The 16,022-nt window shown below is 36.7% G+C and carries 18 protein-coding genes; 17 read left to right on the top strand and 1 reads right to left on the bottom strand.

Going from position 1 to position 16,022, the window contains the following annotated elements; all coding sequences use genetic code 11:
* The first annotated feature begins 82 nt into the window (after window positions 1-82).
* The 9 genes from spoVE to ftsZ all read left to right on the top strand — a co-directional run bounded on the left by spoVE (window position 83) and on the right by ftsZ (window position 8,855).
* Window positions 83-1,183, top strand: coding sequence for a stage V sporulation protein E (gene spoVE / locus BQ6100_RS07155; RefSeq protein WP_075981017.1), 1,101 nt, complete (start codon window positions 83-85; stop codon window positions 1,181-1,183).
* A 243-nt stretch (window positions 1,184-1,426) separates the two neighbouring features.
* Window positions 1,427-2,530: an undecaprenyldiphospho-muramoylpentapeptide beta-N-acetylglucosaminyltransferase gene (murG, locus tag BQ6100_RS07150; RefSeq protein ID WP_075981016.1), complete on the top strand. Its 1,104-nt coding sequence runs from the start codon at window positions 1,427-1,429 to the stop codon at window positions 2,528-2,530.
* A gap of 65 nt (window positions 2,531-2,595) precedes the next feature.
* Window positions 2,596-3,504 carry a UDP-N-acetylmuramate dehydrogenase gene (murB, locus tag BQ6100_RS07145; RefSeq protein WP_075981015.1) on the top strand — a complete coding sequence of 303 codons (909 nt, stop codon included), beginning with the start codon at window positions 2,596-2,598 and terminating at the stop codon, window positions 3,502-3,504.
* A gap of 188 nt (window positions 3,505-3,692) precedes the next feature.
* The gene (locus BQ6100_RS07140) at window positions 3,693-4,439 is read left to right on the top strand and encodes a cell division protein FtsQ/DivIB (protein WP_075983467.1); all 747 of its coding nucleotides are present in this window, start codon (window positions 3,693-3,695) and stop codon (window positions 4,437-4,439) included.
* Between the two features lie 14 nt (window positions 4,440-4,453).
* Window positions 4,454-5,149, top strand: a complete 696-nt coding sequence (locus BQ6100_RS07135; RefSeq protein ID WP_075981014.1) for a DUF881 domain-containing protein — start codon at window positions 4,454-4,456, stop codon at window positions 5,147-5,149.
* A gap of 29 nt (window positions 5,150-5,178) precedes the next feature.
* Window positions 5,179-5,892, top strand: a complete 714-nt coding sequence (locus tag BQ6100_RS07130; protein WP_075981013.1) for a DUF881 domain-containing protein — start codon at window positions 5,179-5,181, stop codon at window positions 5,890-5,892.
* Window positions 5,893-5,911: 19 nt separating this feature from the next.
* Window positions 5,912-6,256 (top strand): small basic family protein, encoded by a 345-nt coding sequence (locus BQ6100_RS07125; RefSeq protein WP_075981012.1) that lies wholly within the window; start codon window positions 5,912-5,914, stop codon window positions 6,254-6,256.
* A gap of 140 nt (window positions 6,257-6,396) precedes the next feature.
* The gene (ftsA, locus tag BQ6100_RS07120) at window positions 6,397-7,680 is read left to right on the top strand and encodes a cell division protein FtsA (RefSeq protein ID WP_075981011.1); all 1,284 of its coding nucleotides are present in this window, start codon (window positions 6,397-6,399) and stop codon (window positions 7,678-7,680) included.
* A 38-nt stretch (window positions 7,681-7,718) separates the two neighbouring features.
* The gene (ftsZ, locus tag BQ6100_RS07115) at window positions 7,719-8,855 is read left to right on the top strand and encodes a cell division protein FtsZ (RefSeq protein ID WP_075981010.1); all 1,137 of its coding nucleotides are present in this window, start codon (window positions 7,719-7,721) and stop codon (window positions 8,853-8,855) included.
* 81 nt (window positions 8,856-8,936) lie between these two features.
* Here ftsZ and hmpA read toward each other — a convergent pair whose 3' ends face one another.
* Window positions 8,937-10,169, bottom strand: coding sequence for an NO-inducible flavohemoprotein (gene hmpA, locus BQ6100_RS07110; RefSeq protein WP_075981009.1), 1,233 nt, complete (start codon window positions 10,167-10,169; stop codon window positions 8,937-8,939).
* A 327-nt stretch (window positions 10,170-10,496) separates the two neighbouring features.
* Between hmpA and spoIIGA the strand changes: the two genes are divergently transcribed.
* The 8 genes from spoIIGA to BQ6100_RS07070 all read left to right on the top strand — a co-directional run bounded on the left by spoIIGA (window position 10,497) and on the right by BQ6100_RS07070 (window position 16,019).
* Complete coding sequence (gene spoIIGA, locus BQ6100_RS07105; protein WP_075981008.1) at window positions 10,497-11,435, top strand: sigma-E processing peptidase SpoIIGA; 939 nt, start codon at window positions 10,497-10,499, stop codon at window positions 11,433-11,435.
* Between the two features lie 44 nt (window positions 11,436-11,479).
* On the top strand, window positions 11,480-12,199 hold the full coding sequence (gene sigE, locus BQ6100_RS07100; protein ID WP_075981007.1) for an RNA polymerase sporulation sigma factor SigE: 720 nt from the start codon (window positions 11,480-11,482) through the stop codon (window positions 12,197-12,199).
* A gap of 183 nt (window positions 12,200-12,382) precedes the next feature.
* Entirely contained in the window at window positions 12,383-13,162 is a 780-nt protein-coding gene (gene sigG / locus BQ6100_RS07095) for an RNA polymerase sporulation sigma factor SigG (protein ID WP_075981006.1), read from the top strand.
* A 218-nt stretch (window positions 13,163-13,380) separates the two neighbouring features.
* Window positions 13,381-13,647, top strand: coding sequence for a YlmC/YmxH family sporulation protein (locus BQ6100_RS07090; protein ID WP_075981005.1), 267 nt, complete (start codon window positions 13,381-13,383; stop codon window positions 13,645-13,647).
* 110 nt (window positions 13,648-13,757) lie between these two features.
* Window positions 13,758-14,576 (top strand): peptidoglycan editing factor PgeF, encoded by an 819-nt coding sequence (pgeF, locus tag BQ6100_RS07085; protein ID WP_075981004.1) that lies wholly within the window; start codon window positions 13,758-13,760, stop codon window positions 14,574-14,576.
* A 10-nt stretch (window positions 14,577-14,586) separates the two neighbouring features.
* The gene (locus BQ6100_RS07080; RefSeq protein ID WP_075981003.1) at window positions 14,587-15,258 is read left to right on the top strand and encodes a YggS family pyridoxal phosphate-dependent enzyme; all 672 of its coding nucleotides are present in this window, start codon (window positions 14,587-14,589) and stop codon (window positions 15,256-15,258) included.
* A gap of 53 nt (window positions 15,259-15,311) precedes the next feature.
* Window positions 15,312-15,749: a cell division protein SepF gene (locus BQ6100_RS07075; protein WP_075981002.1), complete on the top strand. Its 438-nt coding sequence runs from the start codon at window positions 15,312-15,314 to the stop codon at window positions 15,747-15,749.
* A gap of 6 nt (window positions 15,750-15,755) precedes the next feature.
* Window positions 15,756-16,019, top strand: a complete 264-nt coding sequence (locus BQ6100_RS07070; protein ID WP_075981001.1) for a YggT family protein — start codon at window positions 15,756-15,758, stop codon at window positions 16,017-16,019.
* Window positions 16,020-16,022: the final 3 nt, after the last annotated feature.

Raw genomic sequence — 16,022 nt, 5'->3', positions numbered from 1 at the left:
AATAAACTCATCACTGAAAATGTTCGGGCGTGGCTTGTCCACTCTCGTGCAAGCCCTAAAACTTGCATTTGAGGTGTGAACATTGCCGACAAAAAAAGCGACTCCCGATATGATTCTGATCATTGCAACTTTTACCCTACTTGCTGTAGGCCTAATTATGGTCTACAGTGCAAGTGCCATTTGGGCAGAGTATAAATTTGGCGATTCCTTTTTCTTTGCCAAAAGACAGCTACTGTTTGCAGGAGTGGGTATAGCTGCGATGTTCTTTTTTATGAATGTGGATTATTGGACATGGCGTAATTGGTCAAAGGTGCTGTTAATTGTTTGTTTTATTCTATTAGTGGTTGTTCTAATACCTGGGATTGGAACCGAGCGGAATGGTTCTAGAAGCTGGATTGGTGTGGGTGCATTTTCCATCCAGCCATCTGAATTCATGAAACTTGCGATGATTGCCTTTTTGGCAAAGTTTCTTTCAGAAAATCAAAAGAAGATTACCTCTTTTAAGAATGGACTCGCTCCTTCCTTAGGTTTAGTATTTCTAGCCTTTGGGTTAATCATGCTTCAACCAGATTTAGGAACAGGAACGGTTATGGTTGGAACATGTTTAGTGATGATTTTTATTTCAGGTGCAAAAATAAGTCATTTTTTAGGGCTAGGAATGTTAGGAATCGCTGGTTTTGTTGGTTTAGTCATCTCTGCTCCGTATCGGATGAAACGGATTACCTCTTTCCTTGATCCATGGGAGGATCCACTCGTGAGCGGGTTTCAAATTATCCAATCTCTCTATGCAATTGGTCCAGGTGGGTTATTTGGTTTAGGCCTTGGTCAAAGTAGACAGAAATTTTTCTACCTTCCTGAACCGCAAACGGATTTTATTTTTGCGATTGTTGCAGAAGAATTAGGTTTCATTGGAGGTTCTTTTGTTCTGCTATTATTTGCTTTGCTATTATGGAGAGGCATTCGAATTGCCTTAGGGGCTCCAGACCTTTATGGGAGTTTTCTTGCTGTCGGAATCATTGCCATGGTTGCCATACAAGTTATGATTAATGTAGGAGTCGTAACTGGATTAATGCCAGTTACGGGGATAACACTTCCTTTTTTAAGCTATGGTGGTTCTTCCTTAACTCTAATGTTGATGGCGATTGGCGTTTTGTTGAATATTAGCAGGCATTCAAGATATTAGAGAGCTTTCCATTCTTCCTTTTTCCGTATAGTTAACCTAACCCTGTTGTTTGAGCAGGGTTCTTTTATTTTTTATTTGTATGTAAGATGATTGCTTTTTCCATAAATATTACATTTAAGTGACATTCTTATGTAGAAACCAAGTTTAAGTCTAGAGTATAGTAGAATAGGGGAGAAATAAGAATGGATTAATATATTGTTATTCTCCATCAGAAAATGTACACTCTTTAACGAGGTGAAAAAATTGCGTATTGTAGTTAGTGGAGGAGGAACCGGTGGTCATATTTATCCGGCTCTTGCCTTGATTCGTGAAATACAAAAGGAATCAAAAGATGCTGAATTTTTATATATTGGAACAGAAAAAGGGTTGGAAAGCAAAATTGTAAGAAGGGAACTAATTCCTTTCAAATCGATACATATTACAGGATTTAAACGAAAATTATCATTTGAGAACCTTAAGACTGTTTATCGATTTTTCAAGGGTGTCCACGATAGCAAGAAGATACTGAAACAATTTTCTCCTGATGTTGTCATTGGGACTGGCGGTTATGTTTGTGGACCGGTCGTATATGCAGCGTCAAGGTTAGGAATTCCAACGATTATTCATGAACAAAATAGTGTTCCAGGGTTAACAAATAAGTTTTTAAGTAGATTCGTCGATCGGATTGCCGTATGCTTTGAAGAAGCTGTCGATTTTTTTCCTAAAGAAAAAGTGGTGATGACAGGAAATCCACGTGCATCTGAAGTATTGGGGCAGGATGGAGTGAAGGGGCGTCTTTCTGTTGGACTTAAACTAAAGGTTCCTTCAGTATTAATTTTTGGGGGTAGCAGAGGTGCAAGACCGATTAATGAGGCTGTTTTGAAATCATTAACCGAATTTGGTGCTAGACCATATCAAGTTCTTTATGTAACTGGAGATGCCCACTTTGAGGAGGTTCAAAGGGAGGTTCAACTTGTAGGGAATCCAGAAAATGTAATCATTAAGCCATTTATCCATAATATGCCCGAGGTCTTGGCTGGAATTGACTTGACCGTTGCCCGTGCAGGTGCAACGACGCTGGCCGAATTAACCTCTTTAGGGATACCTAGTATTCTTATTCCAAGTCCATATGTTACGAATAATCATCAGGAAAAGAATGCAAGGGCTTTAAGTGATCATGGGGCAGCTTTCATTTTATTAGAACAAGAGTTAACTGGAAAAAAACTTGTGGAACAAATTGATCAAATCCTATTGGATAATGAAAATTTAACAAATATGAAGAAGGCGGCCATTCAGTTAGGGATTCCTGATGCAGCTAAAAGAATGTATAACCTAATGGAAGATCTTGTGAAGAAAAATCAAAAGTAGCCCATTTCTATTCTTTTGCATAAAATAAATGAACTTCACAGAAAGAGAGAGAAAGGGAGGTTAAGATGAAAGAATTTTTAGCGAAATTATATGCTTTAAATATAGGAAAAGTAAGAGAAAATGAACCTATGTCCAACCATACAACAATAAAAATTGGAGGCCCTGCTGATATTTTTGTTGAGCCATCAAAGCCGGAAAATTTGCAAAAAATAATGGAGTTGATAAATGAGTACGACATAAAGTGGAGAGCCATTGGCAGAGGTTCAAATCTGCTTGTCTCTGATAATGGAATTGAAGGAGTGGTTATCAAACTAGGCTCTGGTCTCGACCAGTTAGAGATCAACGAGAATGAAGTAAAGGTTGGAGGTGGTTACTCCCTTGTTAGCCTTGCCACATCCATAAGCCGAAAAGGATTATCTGGTTTAGAGTTTGCCGGTGGAATTCCAGGCTCCGTTGGTGGTGCAGTCTATATGAATGCAGGTGCCCATGGTTCAGACATCTCAAAGATTCTTACTAAGGCTCTTATATTATTTAATGATGGAAAGCTCGAGTGGTTGACAAATGAAGAAATGGAATTTAGCTATCGTACATCCATCCTTCAAAGTAAGCGTCCAGGAATTGTAGTGGAGGCTGTATTTAAGCTGCAACCGGGAGATAGGGAAACGATCATTGCAGAGATACAAAAGAACAAGGACTATCGAAAGGTCACTCAACCTTGGAATTACCCGTGTGCAGGGAGCATTTTTAGAAACCCATTGCCAAATTATGCCGGTAAACTGGTGGAGGAGGCAGGACTTAAGGGTTACTCCATTGGTGGAGCAAAAATTTCAGAGATGCACGGGAATTTCATTGTTAATGCTGGGAACGCAACGGCAAGTGATGTACTAAAACTTATTGATTATATTAAAAAGACGATTGATACACAATATGGAATCAAAATGGAAACGGAAGTCGAAATAATTGGTAGAAAGTAGCAGTATTTTCCTCTTTCGAATGTCAAATATTGTGTTATAATATGTCACTAGATAACTTTTTCAATGTTAGTATAACGGCATGATAATCTCGTGCCGTTTATTAACTAACAGAAAGTCAATGATTACTTCACAAAAAATGGACTAGCTTGATAAGGTGAAAGAAATTGATGCAATTTGGGGTGAAGGAGATGAAGCAAGGAAATGTCGTATCGCTTGAAGATCGAATTCCTAAATTAAAGCAACAAAGGAGAAGGAAGGCAAATAGAAGGTTAATTTTTCTATTATTCATATTCTTTTTTCTAATTGTCTGCGTTGTTTATTTCCAATCACCGTTGAGCCATGTAAAAACGATAACCGTTAAAGGGAATAAGGTATACACACAATCTGAAATCATCAATATTAGTGGGGTAAGCCAAAAGACTAATATATGGAAGGTGAATGAGGATGAAGTGGAAAAAAGCATCCGAAAACTTCCTGAAATAAAAAAGGTGCAGGTTTCTATTCAATGGCCAAATACCGTTATGGTTAAACTGCTTGAGGAAAAGAGAGTAGCCTACGTGGCAAAGGAGAATGTACTTTATCCTGTGCTTGAAAATGGCAAAATATTAAAGAAGCATGAAAAGGAAAATATTCCAATGAATGTACCGGTATTAAAGGGCTTTTCTGAAGGTGATATTATGAAGGAGTTACTATCTGGACTAAGCCAAATGCCAATTGAAGTGAAAAATGCAATCTCAGAAATACACTATTCTCCTAAAGAGACAGATGATTACCATATTATGCTATATATGAATGATGGATTTGAAGTTAGTGCCTCGCTACATAATTTCTCATCCAAAATGGCTCATTACCCTTCTATCGTTAGCCAATTAAACCCGGATAAAAAAGGGATTATTGATTTAGAGGTTGGTTCCTATTTTAAGGCTTTTGAGTAGGAAGGAGTAAATAGATGAAGAGAAAGGGGAAACATGTCATCCTTTCATTAATCTTTTTAGTATTAGGTTATATGATGGCATTTTCATTCCACATTACACAAACAGAAAATCAATCTTCAAATATAACAAGTAAACAATGGGATCGAGATATGGATCTTCACAATCAGATTATTGATCAAGAAGAAACAAATCGAAAGCTTCAAAAGGAGCTGAAGGAGAAGCAAAGAAAGGTCTTAGAAGTTGAAGAAGAATTAGCGAAGGAAGAACAAGTCTTTTTCAATCTAGCAGAGGATGCAGAAAAATATCGGATGTTTGTCGGTAAAGTTAAGGTAAAGGGTAAGGGTGTTGAGGTCACATTAGCCGATGGAGAATATGACCCTTCAACCGAAAATGCTAATAACTATATTGTCCATGAACACCATGTATTTAAGGTAATCAATGAGTTGTACATATCTGGAGCTAGCGCAGTTGCCATTAATGGCCAAAGAATTAATCATAGATCATATATTATGTGCAATGGACCAGTGATTGAAATAGACGGAAATCAACATCCAGCACCATTTGTTATAACAGCTATTGGGGATCCCGATATTTTATCTTCATCGCTAAATTTGAATGGCGGTGTAAAAGATATGTTAGTCAATGAGAATGTTGAATTTTCGTTAGAAAAGAAAGATGAAATAATAATGGAACCCATTTTAGGAAGTTAAGGCTTATTATTTCCTTAAAGGTGAGGAATGTGGATAAAAAAAAGACTCTAAACTTATTTATAATTGCCATTGTGATTGGATTTATGATTGCTATACAATTTCAAACGGTACAAAAACCAGTTGTTAGGGATACGAGAGATACTTGGCAGCTTCGAGAGGATTTGGCATCGGCAAAGGAATTACAATCAGAGCTATTATTAGAAATCACTTCTAATGAAGAGAAACTTGCTATGTATGAAACCGAGCGGAAGCAAAGTAAAGAGGCTGCATTAATTGATACAATAAAAGAATTAAAGAAGGAAGCAGGACTTGAAGAGGTTAATGGTCCAGGAATTACACTGATAATAAAACCTGCCTATGAGGATTTGCTTTTAAATCATACAAAGGCAGTCATTTCTCCAGATCTATTAAAAAGATTAATCAATGAAATGAATATTTATGATGCAAAGGAAATATCCATTGATGGGAAAAGGATTATTAATACAACAGTCATAAGGGACATCAATGGGGAAGCAAAAATTGATGGTCATTCATTAAATCACTTTCCTATTGAAATAAAAGTGGTTACAGATGATTATCAAAATGCGGAAAAGCTTTATAATCAGATGAAAGTATCAAAAATCGCGGAAGAGTTTTTCATCGACAGCTTAAAAATAAGTGTACTAGAACCGGAAGCAAAGATAACACTTCCTGGTTATCAGGATACGATACGGATTCAAAAAATGGAGCCCGTTAAACAATAGCGTAAGGAGTAAAGAAAGCATGTGGCTTCCTCTTTTAGGTTTAATAGTTGGGGTAATTCTTGGATTATTAACAGATATAAGAATTCCGGATGAATATTCAAATTATTTATCCATTGCAATTCTTGCGGCTTTAGATACATTGTTTGGTGGAGTAAGGGCGCATTTACAAAATATTTATGATGAAAAAATATTTGTATCAGGTTTCTTTTTTAATATCATTTTGGCAGCAAGTTTAGCTTTTCTAGGCGTTCATCTTGGTGTAGACTTGTATTTAGCAGCAGTTTTTGCTTTTGGGGTCAGATTGTTTCAAAATATCGCCGTAATTCGTAGAATACTGTTGTCAAAATGGTCGTCAAAACCATGAAAAATTAGAAAAAAAATGCTTTAATAAAAAGGGAAAACATTAGTTTTGACGAATAATTTTATTTATAAACAAAAAAACGCAATGATTATAATGATTGTTGTTGTTCAATTATTTGAGTCTTAAAAGGGAGGTGCCAAAGAATGAACAGCAATGAAATATATGTAAGTCTTGACATCGGTACATCCAGTGTAAAGGTAATCATTGGTGAAATGGTCAATGACTCTTTAAATATTATTGGTGTGGGTAATGTTAAATCTGAAGGATTAAGAAAAGGTTCGATTGTAGATATTGATGAAACCGTTCATTCTATAAGGCAGGCTATTGAACAGGCTGAGAGAATGATAGGTATGCATATAAATAAGGTAATCGTTGGAATTTCAGGAAACCATGTATTGCTTCAAGCATGCCACGGTGTTGTCGCTGTATCTAGTGAGAACCGGGAGATAACAGATGAGGATATTGCAAGGGTAATAGATGCAGCCCAAGTGGTTTCTATCCCTCCAGAAAGAGAAATTATTGATGTTATTCCAAGACAGTTTATTGTCGACGGCCTTGATGAAATTAATGATCCTAGAGGGATGATTGGTGTTCGCCTTGAAATGGAGGGCATCATAATTACAGGGTCAAAAACAATCCTACATAATACTCTTCGCTGTGTAGAAAAAGCTGGACTAGAAATATTAGATATTACTCTTCAACCTCTTGCAGCTGGTTCTTTAGCATTATCCAAGGATGAAAAAAACCTTGGCGTAGCCCTAATCGATATCGGTGGTGGATCAACAACAATAGCTGTTTTTGAACAGGGTTTTTTAAGAGGAACAAGTGTTTTGCCAGTTGGTGGTGACCATATTACCAAAGATTTGTCCATTGGTTTGAAGACATCTACAGAAGATGCTGAGCGGATAAAAATAAAATACGGTCATGCTTTTTACGATCACGCTTCTGAGGAAGAGGTCTTTAGCGTTCCAATTATTGGCAGTGATCAACATCAGCAGTATAACCAACGTGAAATCTCAGATATTATTGAAGCAAGAATGGAAGAAATTTTTGAATTAATTCTAAATGAGCTCAAGAGATTGGGGGTTAGGGACCTGCCTGGAGGATATGTTTTGACAGGCGGTGTAGCCAATATTGAAGGGATTTTAGAATTAGGACAAGCTATTTTACAAAATCGCGTTAGAATTGCGATTCCTGATTATATCGGGGTAAGAGAGCCTCAATATACGACAGCAGTCGGTCTTATCAAATTTGCATATAAAAATGCAAAAGTACAGGGCAGAAAAATAGGGAATGCAGCAAGCCCTGGAGAAAAGAAGGAAATAAGAACACAAAAACAACCGCAACCAAAACAAAAGCCGGTGAAGCAGCCGGAGGAAAAAATGTCATCTAGAGTAAAAAAATTCCTAGGTTACTTTTTTGAGTAAGATGGTATCAGGAATACGTCGAAATAGGAGGATTTATCATGTTGGAATTTGATACAAATTTAGAATCTTTAGCAACAATTAAAGTCATCGGCGTTGGCGGCGGTGGTAATAATGCAGTAAACCGTATGATAGAACACGGAGTTCAAGGTGTTGAATTTATAGCTGTTAACACAGATGCTCAAGCCTTAAACCTATCAAAGGCTGAAATAAAAATGCAAATTGGTGGGAAGCTGACTCGAGGTCTTGGTGCAGGTGCTAACCCAGAGGTTGGAAAAAAGGCTGCCGAGGAAAGCAAGGAACAAATTGAAGATGCCCTAAAGGGCGCTGATATGGTGTTTGTTACTGCTGGAATGGGTGGTGGAACAGGAACAGGGGCTGCTCCGGTGATTGCTCAAATCGCAAAGGAATTAGGCGCTCTAACAGTTGGAGTAGTAACTCGTCCTTTTACTTTTGAAGGGAAAAAACGTTCAACACAGGCTGCAGGTGGTATTGCAGGAATGAAAGAAGCGGTTGATACACTAATCGTTATTCCTAATGATCGTCTTTTAGAAATAGTCGATAAGAGTACACCGATGTTAGAAGCCTTCCGTGAAGCGGATAACGTATTAAGACAAGGGGTTCAAGGTATCTCAGATTTAATTGCTGTCCCTGGATTAATCAACCTTGATTTTGCCGATGTGAAGACGATTATGTCAAATAAAGGCTCTGCATTAATGGGGATTGGTGTTTCTTCCGGTGAAAACCGTGCGGCAGAAGCTGCTAAAAAGGCAATTTCTTCTCCGTTACTAGAAACATCTATTGATGGTGCTCAAGGCGTTCTTATGAACATTACTGGTGGAACAAACTTAAGTCTTTATGAAGTGCAAGAAGCTGCTGATATTGTTGCCTCAGCTTCCGATCAAGAAGTTAATATGATTTTTGGCTCAGTAATTAATGAAGATTTTAAAGATGAAATTGTTGTTACAGTAATCGCTACAGGTTTCAATGAGGATAATTCACAACAAAGACTCGTACGTCCCGTTCATAACAATACAAAACCAGGCGTAGAAAACGGAAGAAAAGAGCAAAGACGTGAGGAGCAGGCTTTTGACCAAACAAGAAATAACAGCTCTTCCCAAATGGAGGAAACTCTAGATATTCCAACCTTCCTTCGCAACCGTAAACGTAGAGATTAATCTTATTTTAATATACAAAGAGGCTGTCCCAAACAAGTGCCAAGCACCTTATGGGACAGCCTCTTTTGTATGAAAATATTATTAACTAGGTTGCTGTTCTTTAAAGGTTAATGCAGGTCCAAAAAATTCAAAGTGGATGTTTTTTTTCGGAACATTGATTTCTAACAAACCATCATACATTGCTTGCATGAAATTTACAGGGCCACACATATAGATCGTTGCATTTTTGTCGATGATTATTTGATTTAATGCCTCTGCTGTAATCAAGCCTTCTCCATCAAAGGCTTGATTCTCTCTATCGGTTTCGGTTGGTTTTTCGTAATAAAAATGTCTTTGAACTTCTCTATTTTCATCAACAATGTGGTCTACATCCTTGCTAAATGCATGGTAGTCACCATTAATCGCAGCGTGGACAAAGGTAATCTGTTGCTTGATGTTCTTATTGCTCAAGTGATTTAGCATGCTCATCATTGGAGTGATTCCTACTCCACCACTTAGAAGAATAATAGGGGTTGCAATTGTTTCTTGTAATACAAATTCTCCAGCTGGTGCGCTAATTTGTATGATATCTCCTTCATTTACGTGCTGGTGAAGATAGTTGGAAACAATACCATCTGGACGATTTTGTAAACCTTCCTCACGTTTAACTGAAATTCGATAATAGTTCTTATTAGGTGAGTCTGATAAACTATATTGACGAATATGGGTATTTGCTTGTCCAGGAATGGATAATTTAACGCTTATATATTGACCTGGAATAAAAGAAGCTAATTCTCCACTGTCAGCAGGTTGAAGGTAAAAGGAAGTGATTACTGAGCTCTCTTGAACCTTTTTCGCAATGACAAAATCTCGAAAATCCTTCCAGCCTCCTTTTTTCTCCTCTGCCTCTTCATATAATTTGGCTTCTACGCCGATAAAAGCATCCGCAATGACTCCGTATGCTTTTGTCCAAGCATCAATAATATCTTCAGTTGCAGCCTCTTTAAGAACATCCTTTATGGCTAGAATTAAATGTTCGCCTACAATCGGATAATGCTCAGGTTTAATCCCAAGAGATCGATGCTTATGAGCAATTTGTGTTACAACAGGGAGAATAGTCTCCAATTGATCTATGTATTTAGCAGCATGATAAACCGCATTTGCGAGAGCTCTCTGTTGACGACCCTGCTTTTGATTCGCATGATTAAAGATATTTAATAACTCTGGATGATTCGTAAACATTAAATGATAAAATCTTTTCGTAATTTCTTCTCCATGAACCTCTAATACTGGTACCGTGCTTTTAATTATCTGTATTGTTTTTTCATTTAACATGATTCATTACTCCTTTTGCTAGGTTTGCACTGTAATTATAGTGATAAACAAGTGTGGCTATAGTGATGTACATCACACTTCAATTGTTTTCACAAAGTACCTAAGAACAGGAGTAGAGAAAAAATGACAAAATCTGTAAAGATTATAGAAAATTTCTGCTATTTTGTTTACAGAAAGTGACACACTTCATTCATGTATGTAGGCTATACTAGACCGTAATAAGATTGCTAGAAACATCTACAGAAAAAAATAGGAGAAAGTAGAAACTTCTTAGGATATTACGAGAATCATATAGATGGATTCACAGAGATAAAAGGGGGTAAATGATTGACCGTTTATATTGATATCATTTGGGCTTTAAACCTCTTATTTGATTGTTTACTCCTCTATTTAACTGCGATCATTCTTAAAAGGGAAACAAAATATTGGCGGGTATTTTTGGGTGGTTTTATCGGTTCTATTTTAATATTATTAATGATTACTCCTTTACATACCTATTCATCAAATCCTTTAGTTAAATTATTGTTTTCTTTCTGGATGATAGTAATGACGTTTGGATATAAGCGCTTTTCTTACTTTTTAAACAACTTGCTGATCTTTTATCTAGTCACGTTCTTAATCGGAGGGGCCCTTATAGGTACTCATTATTTTTTGAATTTCGACAGTGAACTATCGTCATCAGTCTTTTTGGCAAGTGTGAATGGCTTTGGAGATCCGATAAGCTGGCTCTTTGTTGTTTTAGGATTTCCTATTGCTTGGCATTTTTCCAGAAGGAATGTTGAAAAAATTGAGATGACAAAGATTCAATACGATCAGATTATCCACGTCACCCTTACAATAGGAGAAAGTACGATTGCTCTAAAGGGGCTTATAGATAGTGGAAATAACCTTTATGACCCCATTTCAAAAGCTCCTGTCATGTTTGTTTCATTAAAGAATCAAGTAGACAAAATTAATCAAACGGTTTTTCAGATTGCAAGCTTTCCAGATGATTTTATTATGGGAAGAAAAACACTCCCATCAAGCTGGGAGAATAAATTAAGGATTATTCCTTACAAGGTTGTCGGTCAAGAGAACCAGTTAATCATAGCCATAAAGCCAGATCAGTTGATTATCGAACACGAGAAGGAGCAACTAGTAGTAGAAAAAGGCCTGGTTTCCTTTACACTTCAGCAGCTGTCGAGTGATGATATGTTTCAATGTATCGTGCACCCGAAGATGCTCACAGGTACAAAAAAAGTGACTTCCAACATTCATGTAAGTTAATACAACTATACTCAAAATCACACATTTTAGAAGGAGGATTTTACATGAAATATTTAAAACTTCGAATTTCTTATTATTGGTATAAATTTTTAACGAAACTTGGTTTAAAAACAGATGAAGTTTTCTACATCGGGGGAAGTGAAGCCCTTCCACCTCCACTAAGTAAAGAGGAAGAAGAGCTTCTATTGGAGAAGCTGCCTAAAGGAGATAAGGCAGCTAGATCCATCTTAATTGAAAGGAATTTAAGATTAGTAGTCTATATTGCCAGGAAATTTGAAAATACAGGGATAAATATTGAGGATTTAATTAGTATTGGGACGATTGGTTTAATTAAAGCAGTAAATACATTTAATCCTGAGAAAAAAATAAAGCTTGCTACATACGCTTCAAGATGTATCGAAAATGAAATTTTAATGTACTTACGGAGAAATAATAAAATTCGTTCAGAGGTTTCTTTTGATGAACCATTGAACATCGATTGGGATGGGAACGAATTGCTTTTATCAGATGTATTAGGGACAGATGAGGATATTATTACAAAGGATTTAGAGGCAAATGTTGATAAAAAACTTTTATTAAAAGCACTGCAGCAGTTGTCAGAACGGGAAAAGCAAATTATGGAGCTTCGCTTTGGATTAGGAAATGGGGAAGAAAAGACTCAAAAGGATGTAGCTGATATGCTTGGTATTTCTCAATCTTACATTTCCCGACTGGAAAAAAGGATTATTAAAAGATTAAAGAAAGAACTAAATAAAATGGTGTAACATCCCATTAGGATTATCTAGGGACAAAAGGTCCCAGTAAAAAATATTTTTTTACAATAATCCTTTATAGGGTAAGTGTTTTTTTGATTCACAAAGAAAGAACCAAGATGTTCAAATGCATATTTTTCCTGCTCACGGAGATACTGATTTTTGTACAGCAGCTCCTGTGAGGAGGGAATAGAATTGACTCGAAATAAGGTTGAAATTTGCGGAGTTGATACATCAAAGCTTCCAGTTTTAAAGAACGAAGAAATGAGAGAGCTCTTCAAAGAGATGCACAAAGGGGATTTAACTGCTAGGGAAAAACTCGTCAATGGGAATTTGCGTCTCGTTTTAAGTGTAATACAACGGTTTAATAATCGAGGCGAGTTCGTTGATGACCTATTCCAGGTAGGCTGTATTGGTCTCATGAAATCGATTGATAACTTTGATTTAGGACAGAACGTGAAATTCTCTACCTATGCAGTCCCAATGATTATTGGGGAAATACGGCGGTATCTACGCGATAATAATCCAATTCGTGTTTCCCGTTCATTAAGGGATATCGCATATAAGGCTCTACAGGTTAGGGAAAGATTAATGAGCGAGACGTCAAAAGAACCAACAGCTGAAGAAATTGCAAAAGTACTTGAGGTTCCACATGAAGAAATAGTATTTGCATTAGATGCCATCCAGGATCCGGTTTCTTTATTTGAACCTATCTACAATGATGGCGGTGATCCAATTTATGTGATGGATCAACTAAGTGATGAGCGAAATAAAGACATTCAATGGATTGAAGAAATAGCCTTAAAAGAAGGCATGAGAAGATTAAATGAACGCGAAAAGCTTATCTTACGAAAAAGATTCTTCCAAGGAAAAACCCAAATGGAAGTTGCCGAGGAGATTGGGATTTCCCAAGCACAAGTATCTCGTTTGGAAAAAGCAGCGATAAAACAAATGAATAAAAATATTCAAAGCTAAGCCACCAATTGGGTGGCTTTCTTCGTTGTTTAGGTAATATTCAATTTGCGAATCATGGTTAGCATTGAAATGAATGCTGTTCCATCTACCGCATATCTATTACCCTTATTTAAAGAAAAGTTCTGTCTACAAAAAAGTTGTTCATTGGTATATCTCCTGAAAATATCATTTTTTTATGCTCTCCCTTCATATATTTTAAAAAAGGAGTGGATTTTGAAATGGTGAAAATTTCGGAATTTCAAGTGAAGGATGTAGTTAGCGTTACTGATGGTAAAAAATTGGGCAATATCACTGACATTGAAATAAATTTAAATTCTGGAAAAATCGATGCCATCGTCATCAGTGGATCTGGAAAAGTATTAGGTTTTTTTGGGCGAGAAGAGGATATAGTCATCCCTTGGACCAATATTTTAAAAATAGGAACAGACGTCATTCTCGTACGTAATAAAGAGTCATTTACAACAGGATATATAGAGGAAAAATGAGTAAACCTGTTATACTGTGACCAGATGCTGGAATATGTTAAAATAATTTGTAAAGAAAAGTCAATTGTTAAGAGGTTTTGTCAGTTAAACATGTATAGAGAGGTAAATGTATGGATCCATTTATTATAAAGGAACAGGAATATTTCCTAATTGATGATTGGTGTAGAAGGGATTTGGGCCTTCTTGCTGGTTTTACAACAAAGAATGGGGGGTATAGTGGTTCCCCTTTTTCTAGTCTAAATTTAGGCTTTCATGTTAGTGACAAGGAGGAAGTTGTCTGTCAAAATAGAAGGAAAATGTCTAAACTTGTTGAATTTCCAAATGATACATGGGTTGGTGCGGAACAAACCCATGGTGTTCATATTGAAACAATCACAAGAGAAGATCGTGGAAGAGGTTCCTTGCAGTATGAGACATCATTTAAGTCCACTGATGGCTTCTTTACCATGGAAAAAGGAATCATGTTAACCCTTTTGTTTGCTGACTGCGTTCCGCTTTTCTTTTATGCTCCTACTAAGGGAGCAATTGGAATTGCACACGGAGGATGGAAGGGTACTGTTGGTGGGATTGCAGGTAGAATGATTGATGTTTTTAAAGGAAATGGGATCCAGCCTTCTGACATTTTTATCGTCATCGGACCTTCCATTTGCAAAAAATGTTATATTGTAGATAATCATGTCATAAACTTAGTGCAAAATATACTAGAAGATGTCGAGGAAAAGCCCTATAATTTAATAAAAGATCATCAATATCATCTTGACCTAAAACAGCTAAATAAAGATATCCTCATTCAAAATGGAGTACATAATGAAAATATAAAAATAACGGATTATTGTACTAGCTGTAATGCGGAACATTTCTTTTCTCATAGAAGGGATCAAGGGCAGACTGGAAGAATGATGGGTTTTATTGGCTTTAAGGAGGCTTAAGCAAAGAGAAATGAAAGTTCAAGACAACCTGACTAGAATCGAGCAGGAAATACAGTCAGCATGCAAGAAAAAGAACCGCAGTCGTTCTGAAATAAAAATCATTGCTGTTACTAAGTATGTGACACCTGAAAGGGCAAGGGAAGCAATGAATGCAGGGATAGATAATTTTGGCGAAAATCGTCCGGAAGGTTTGCTTGCAAAGCAGGAAGTTTTAGGGGACAAGCCTGTTTGGCACTTTATTGGCTCCTTGCAATCCCGGAAGGTTAAAACTATTATTGATAAAGTAGATTATATCCATTCATTAGACCGCTTATCACTTGCTGAAGAAATTCAGAAGCGGGCAAATAAACAAATAAAATGCTTTGTGCAAGTGAATTCATCCGGTGAGGCTTCAAAGCATGGCCTTTCACCTGCTGAGGTAATCCATTTTATTCATGCTCTTAAATCCTTTGATAAAATCCAAGTAGTCGGATTGATGACAATGGCACCCAATACCGATGATGAGGTCATATTAAGGGAATGCTTTCGTACATTGAAGGAGCTAAGAGATCAAATTGAAAATTTAAAACTGGATTACGCCCCTTGTCATGAATTATCAATGGGGATGTCTAACGATTTTGGCATTGCAATTGAGGAAGGATCGACGATGGTACGTATCGGAACAGCATTAGTTGGCGAATAGACAGTGTAGAATAACTAAACAATAATTATTTATCCATTAGGGAGGTGTAAGGAATGAGCATTAAATCGAAATTTAAAACATTTTTCTTTTTAGATGATGAATATAATGAAGAAGAAGACATGATGGAAGAAGAGGAATTGGAGCCAGTTAAGCAGCATAAACCGCATGTACAAAAACAAAATGTAGTTAGTCTGCAAAGCGTTCAAAAATCCTCTAAGGTTGTTCTGATTGAGCCGCGGGTTTATGCAGAGGCCCAGGATATTGCGGATCAATTAAAAAATCGTCGTGCTGTAGTTGTGAATCTTCAAAGGATTGAACGTGACCAAGGGAAAAGGATAATTGACTTCTTGAGTGGTACAGTATATGCCATAAGCGGGGATATTCAACGTATAGGTACGGATATATTCTTATGTACACCTGACAATGTCGAGGTGTCGGGTAATATATCTCAGATAATGTCTGAAAACGATTTTGATAATACGAGGTGGTAGCTTTACATGTACATTCTTCTAAGTATTTTAACAAAATTAATACTTTATTACTCATATGCTTTAATTATTTATATCTTAATGAGCTGGTTTCCAAATGCACGTGAAACAGCTATTGGGAGATTCTTTGAAAAGATTTGCGAGCCATATTTAGAACCATTTCGTCGAATTATTCCACCATTTGGAATGATTGACTTTTCACCAATTGTTGCGTTTTTAGTATTACGTCTTGCAACAAGCGGTCTTAACCAGCTGTATGTTTGGTTTATTTAATAT

This window comes from Bacillus massilinigeriensis (assembly GCF_900117315.1).
Taxonomy (GTDB): domain Bacteria; phylum Bacillota; class Bacilli; order Bacillales; family Cytobacillaceae; genus Bacillus_BE; species Bacillus_BE massilionigeriensis.
The sequence above is the reverse complement of the archived record's forward strand: the minus strand, read 5'-3'. Positions and strand labels throughout refer to the sequence as shown.

What these genes read in the sequence shown, in the direction of transcription:
- murB (WP_075981015.1), top strand. Translation starts at nt 2,596, where the DNA reads ATGAAAGAATTTTTAGCGAAATTATATGCTTTAAATATAGGAAAAGTA.
- BQ6100_RS07140 (WP_075983467.1), top strand. Translation starts at nt 3,693, where the DNA reads ATGAAGCAAGGAAATGTCGTATCGCTTGAAGATCGAATTCCTAAATTA.
- BQ6100_RS07135 (WP_075981014.1), top strand. Translation starts at nt 4,454, where the DNA reads ATGAAGAGAAAGGGGAAACATGTCATCCTTTCATTAATCTTTTTAGTA.
- BQ6100_RS07125 (WP_075981012.1), top strand. Translation starts at nt 5,912, where the DNA reads ATGTGGCTTCCTCTTTTAGGTTTAATAGTTGGGGTAATTCTTGGATTA.
- ftsA (WP_075981011.1), top strand. Translation starts at nt 6,397, where the DNA reads ATGAACAGCAATGAAATATATGTAAGTCTTGACATCGGTACATCCAGT.
- ftsZ (WP_075981010.1), top strand. Translation starts at nt 7,719, where the DNA reads ATGTTGGAATTTGATACAAATTTAGAATCTTTAGCAACAATTAAAGTC.
- hmpA (WP_075981009.1), bottom strand. Translation starts at nt 10,169, where the DNA reads ATGTTAAATGAAAAAACAATACAGATAATTAAAAGCACGGTACCAGTA.
- sigE (WP_075981007.1), top strand. Translation starts at nt 11,480, where the DNA reads ATGAAATATTTAAAACTTCGAATTTCTTATTATTGGTATAAATTTTTA.
- BQ6100_RS07090 (WP_075981005.1), top strand. Translation starts at nt 13,381, where the DNA reads ATGGTGAAAATTTCGGAATTTCAAGTGAAGGATGTAGTTAGCGTTACT.
- pgeF (WP_075981004.1), top strand. Translation starts at nt 13,758, where the DNA reads ATGGATCCATTTATTATAAAGGAACAGGAATATTTCCTAATTGATGAT.
- BQ6100_RS07080 (WP_075981003.1), top strand. Translation starts at nt 14,587, where the DNA reads ATGAAAGTTCAAGACAACCTGACTAGAATCGAGCAGGAAATACAGTCA.
- BQ6100_RS07075 (WP_075981002.1), top strand. Translation starts at nt 15,312, where the DNA reads ATGAGCATTAAATCGAAATTTAAAACATTTTTCTTTTTAGATGATGAA.
- BQ6100_RS07070 (WP_075981001.1), top strand. Translation starts at nt 15,756, where the DNA reads ATGTACATTCTTCTAAGTATTTTAACAAAATTAATACTTTATTACTCA.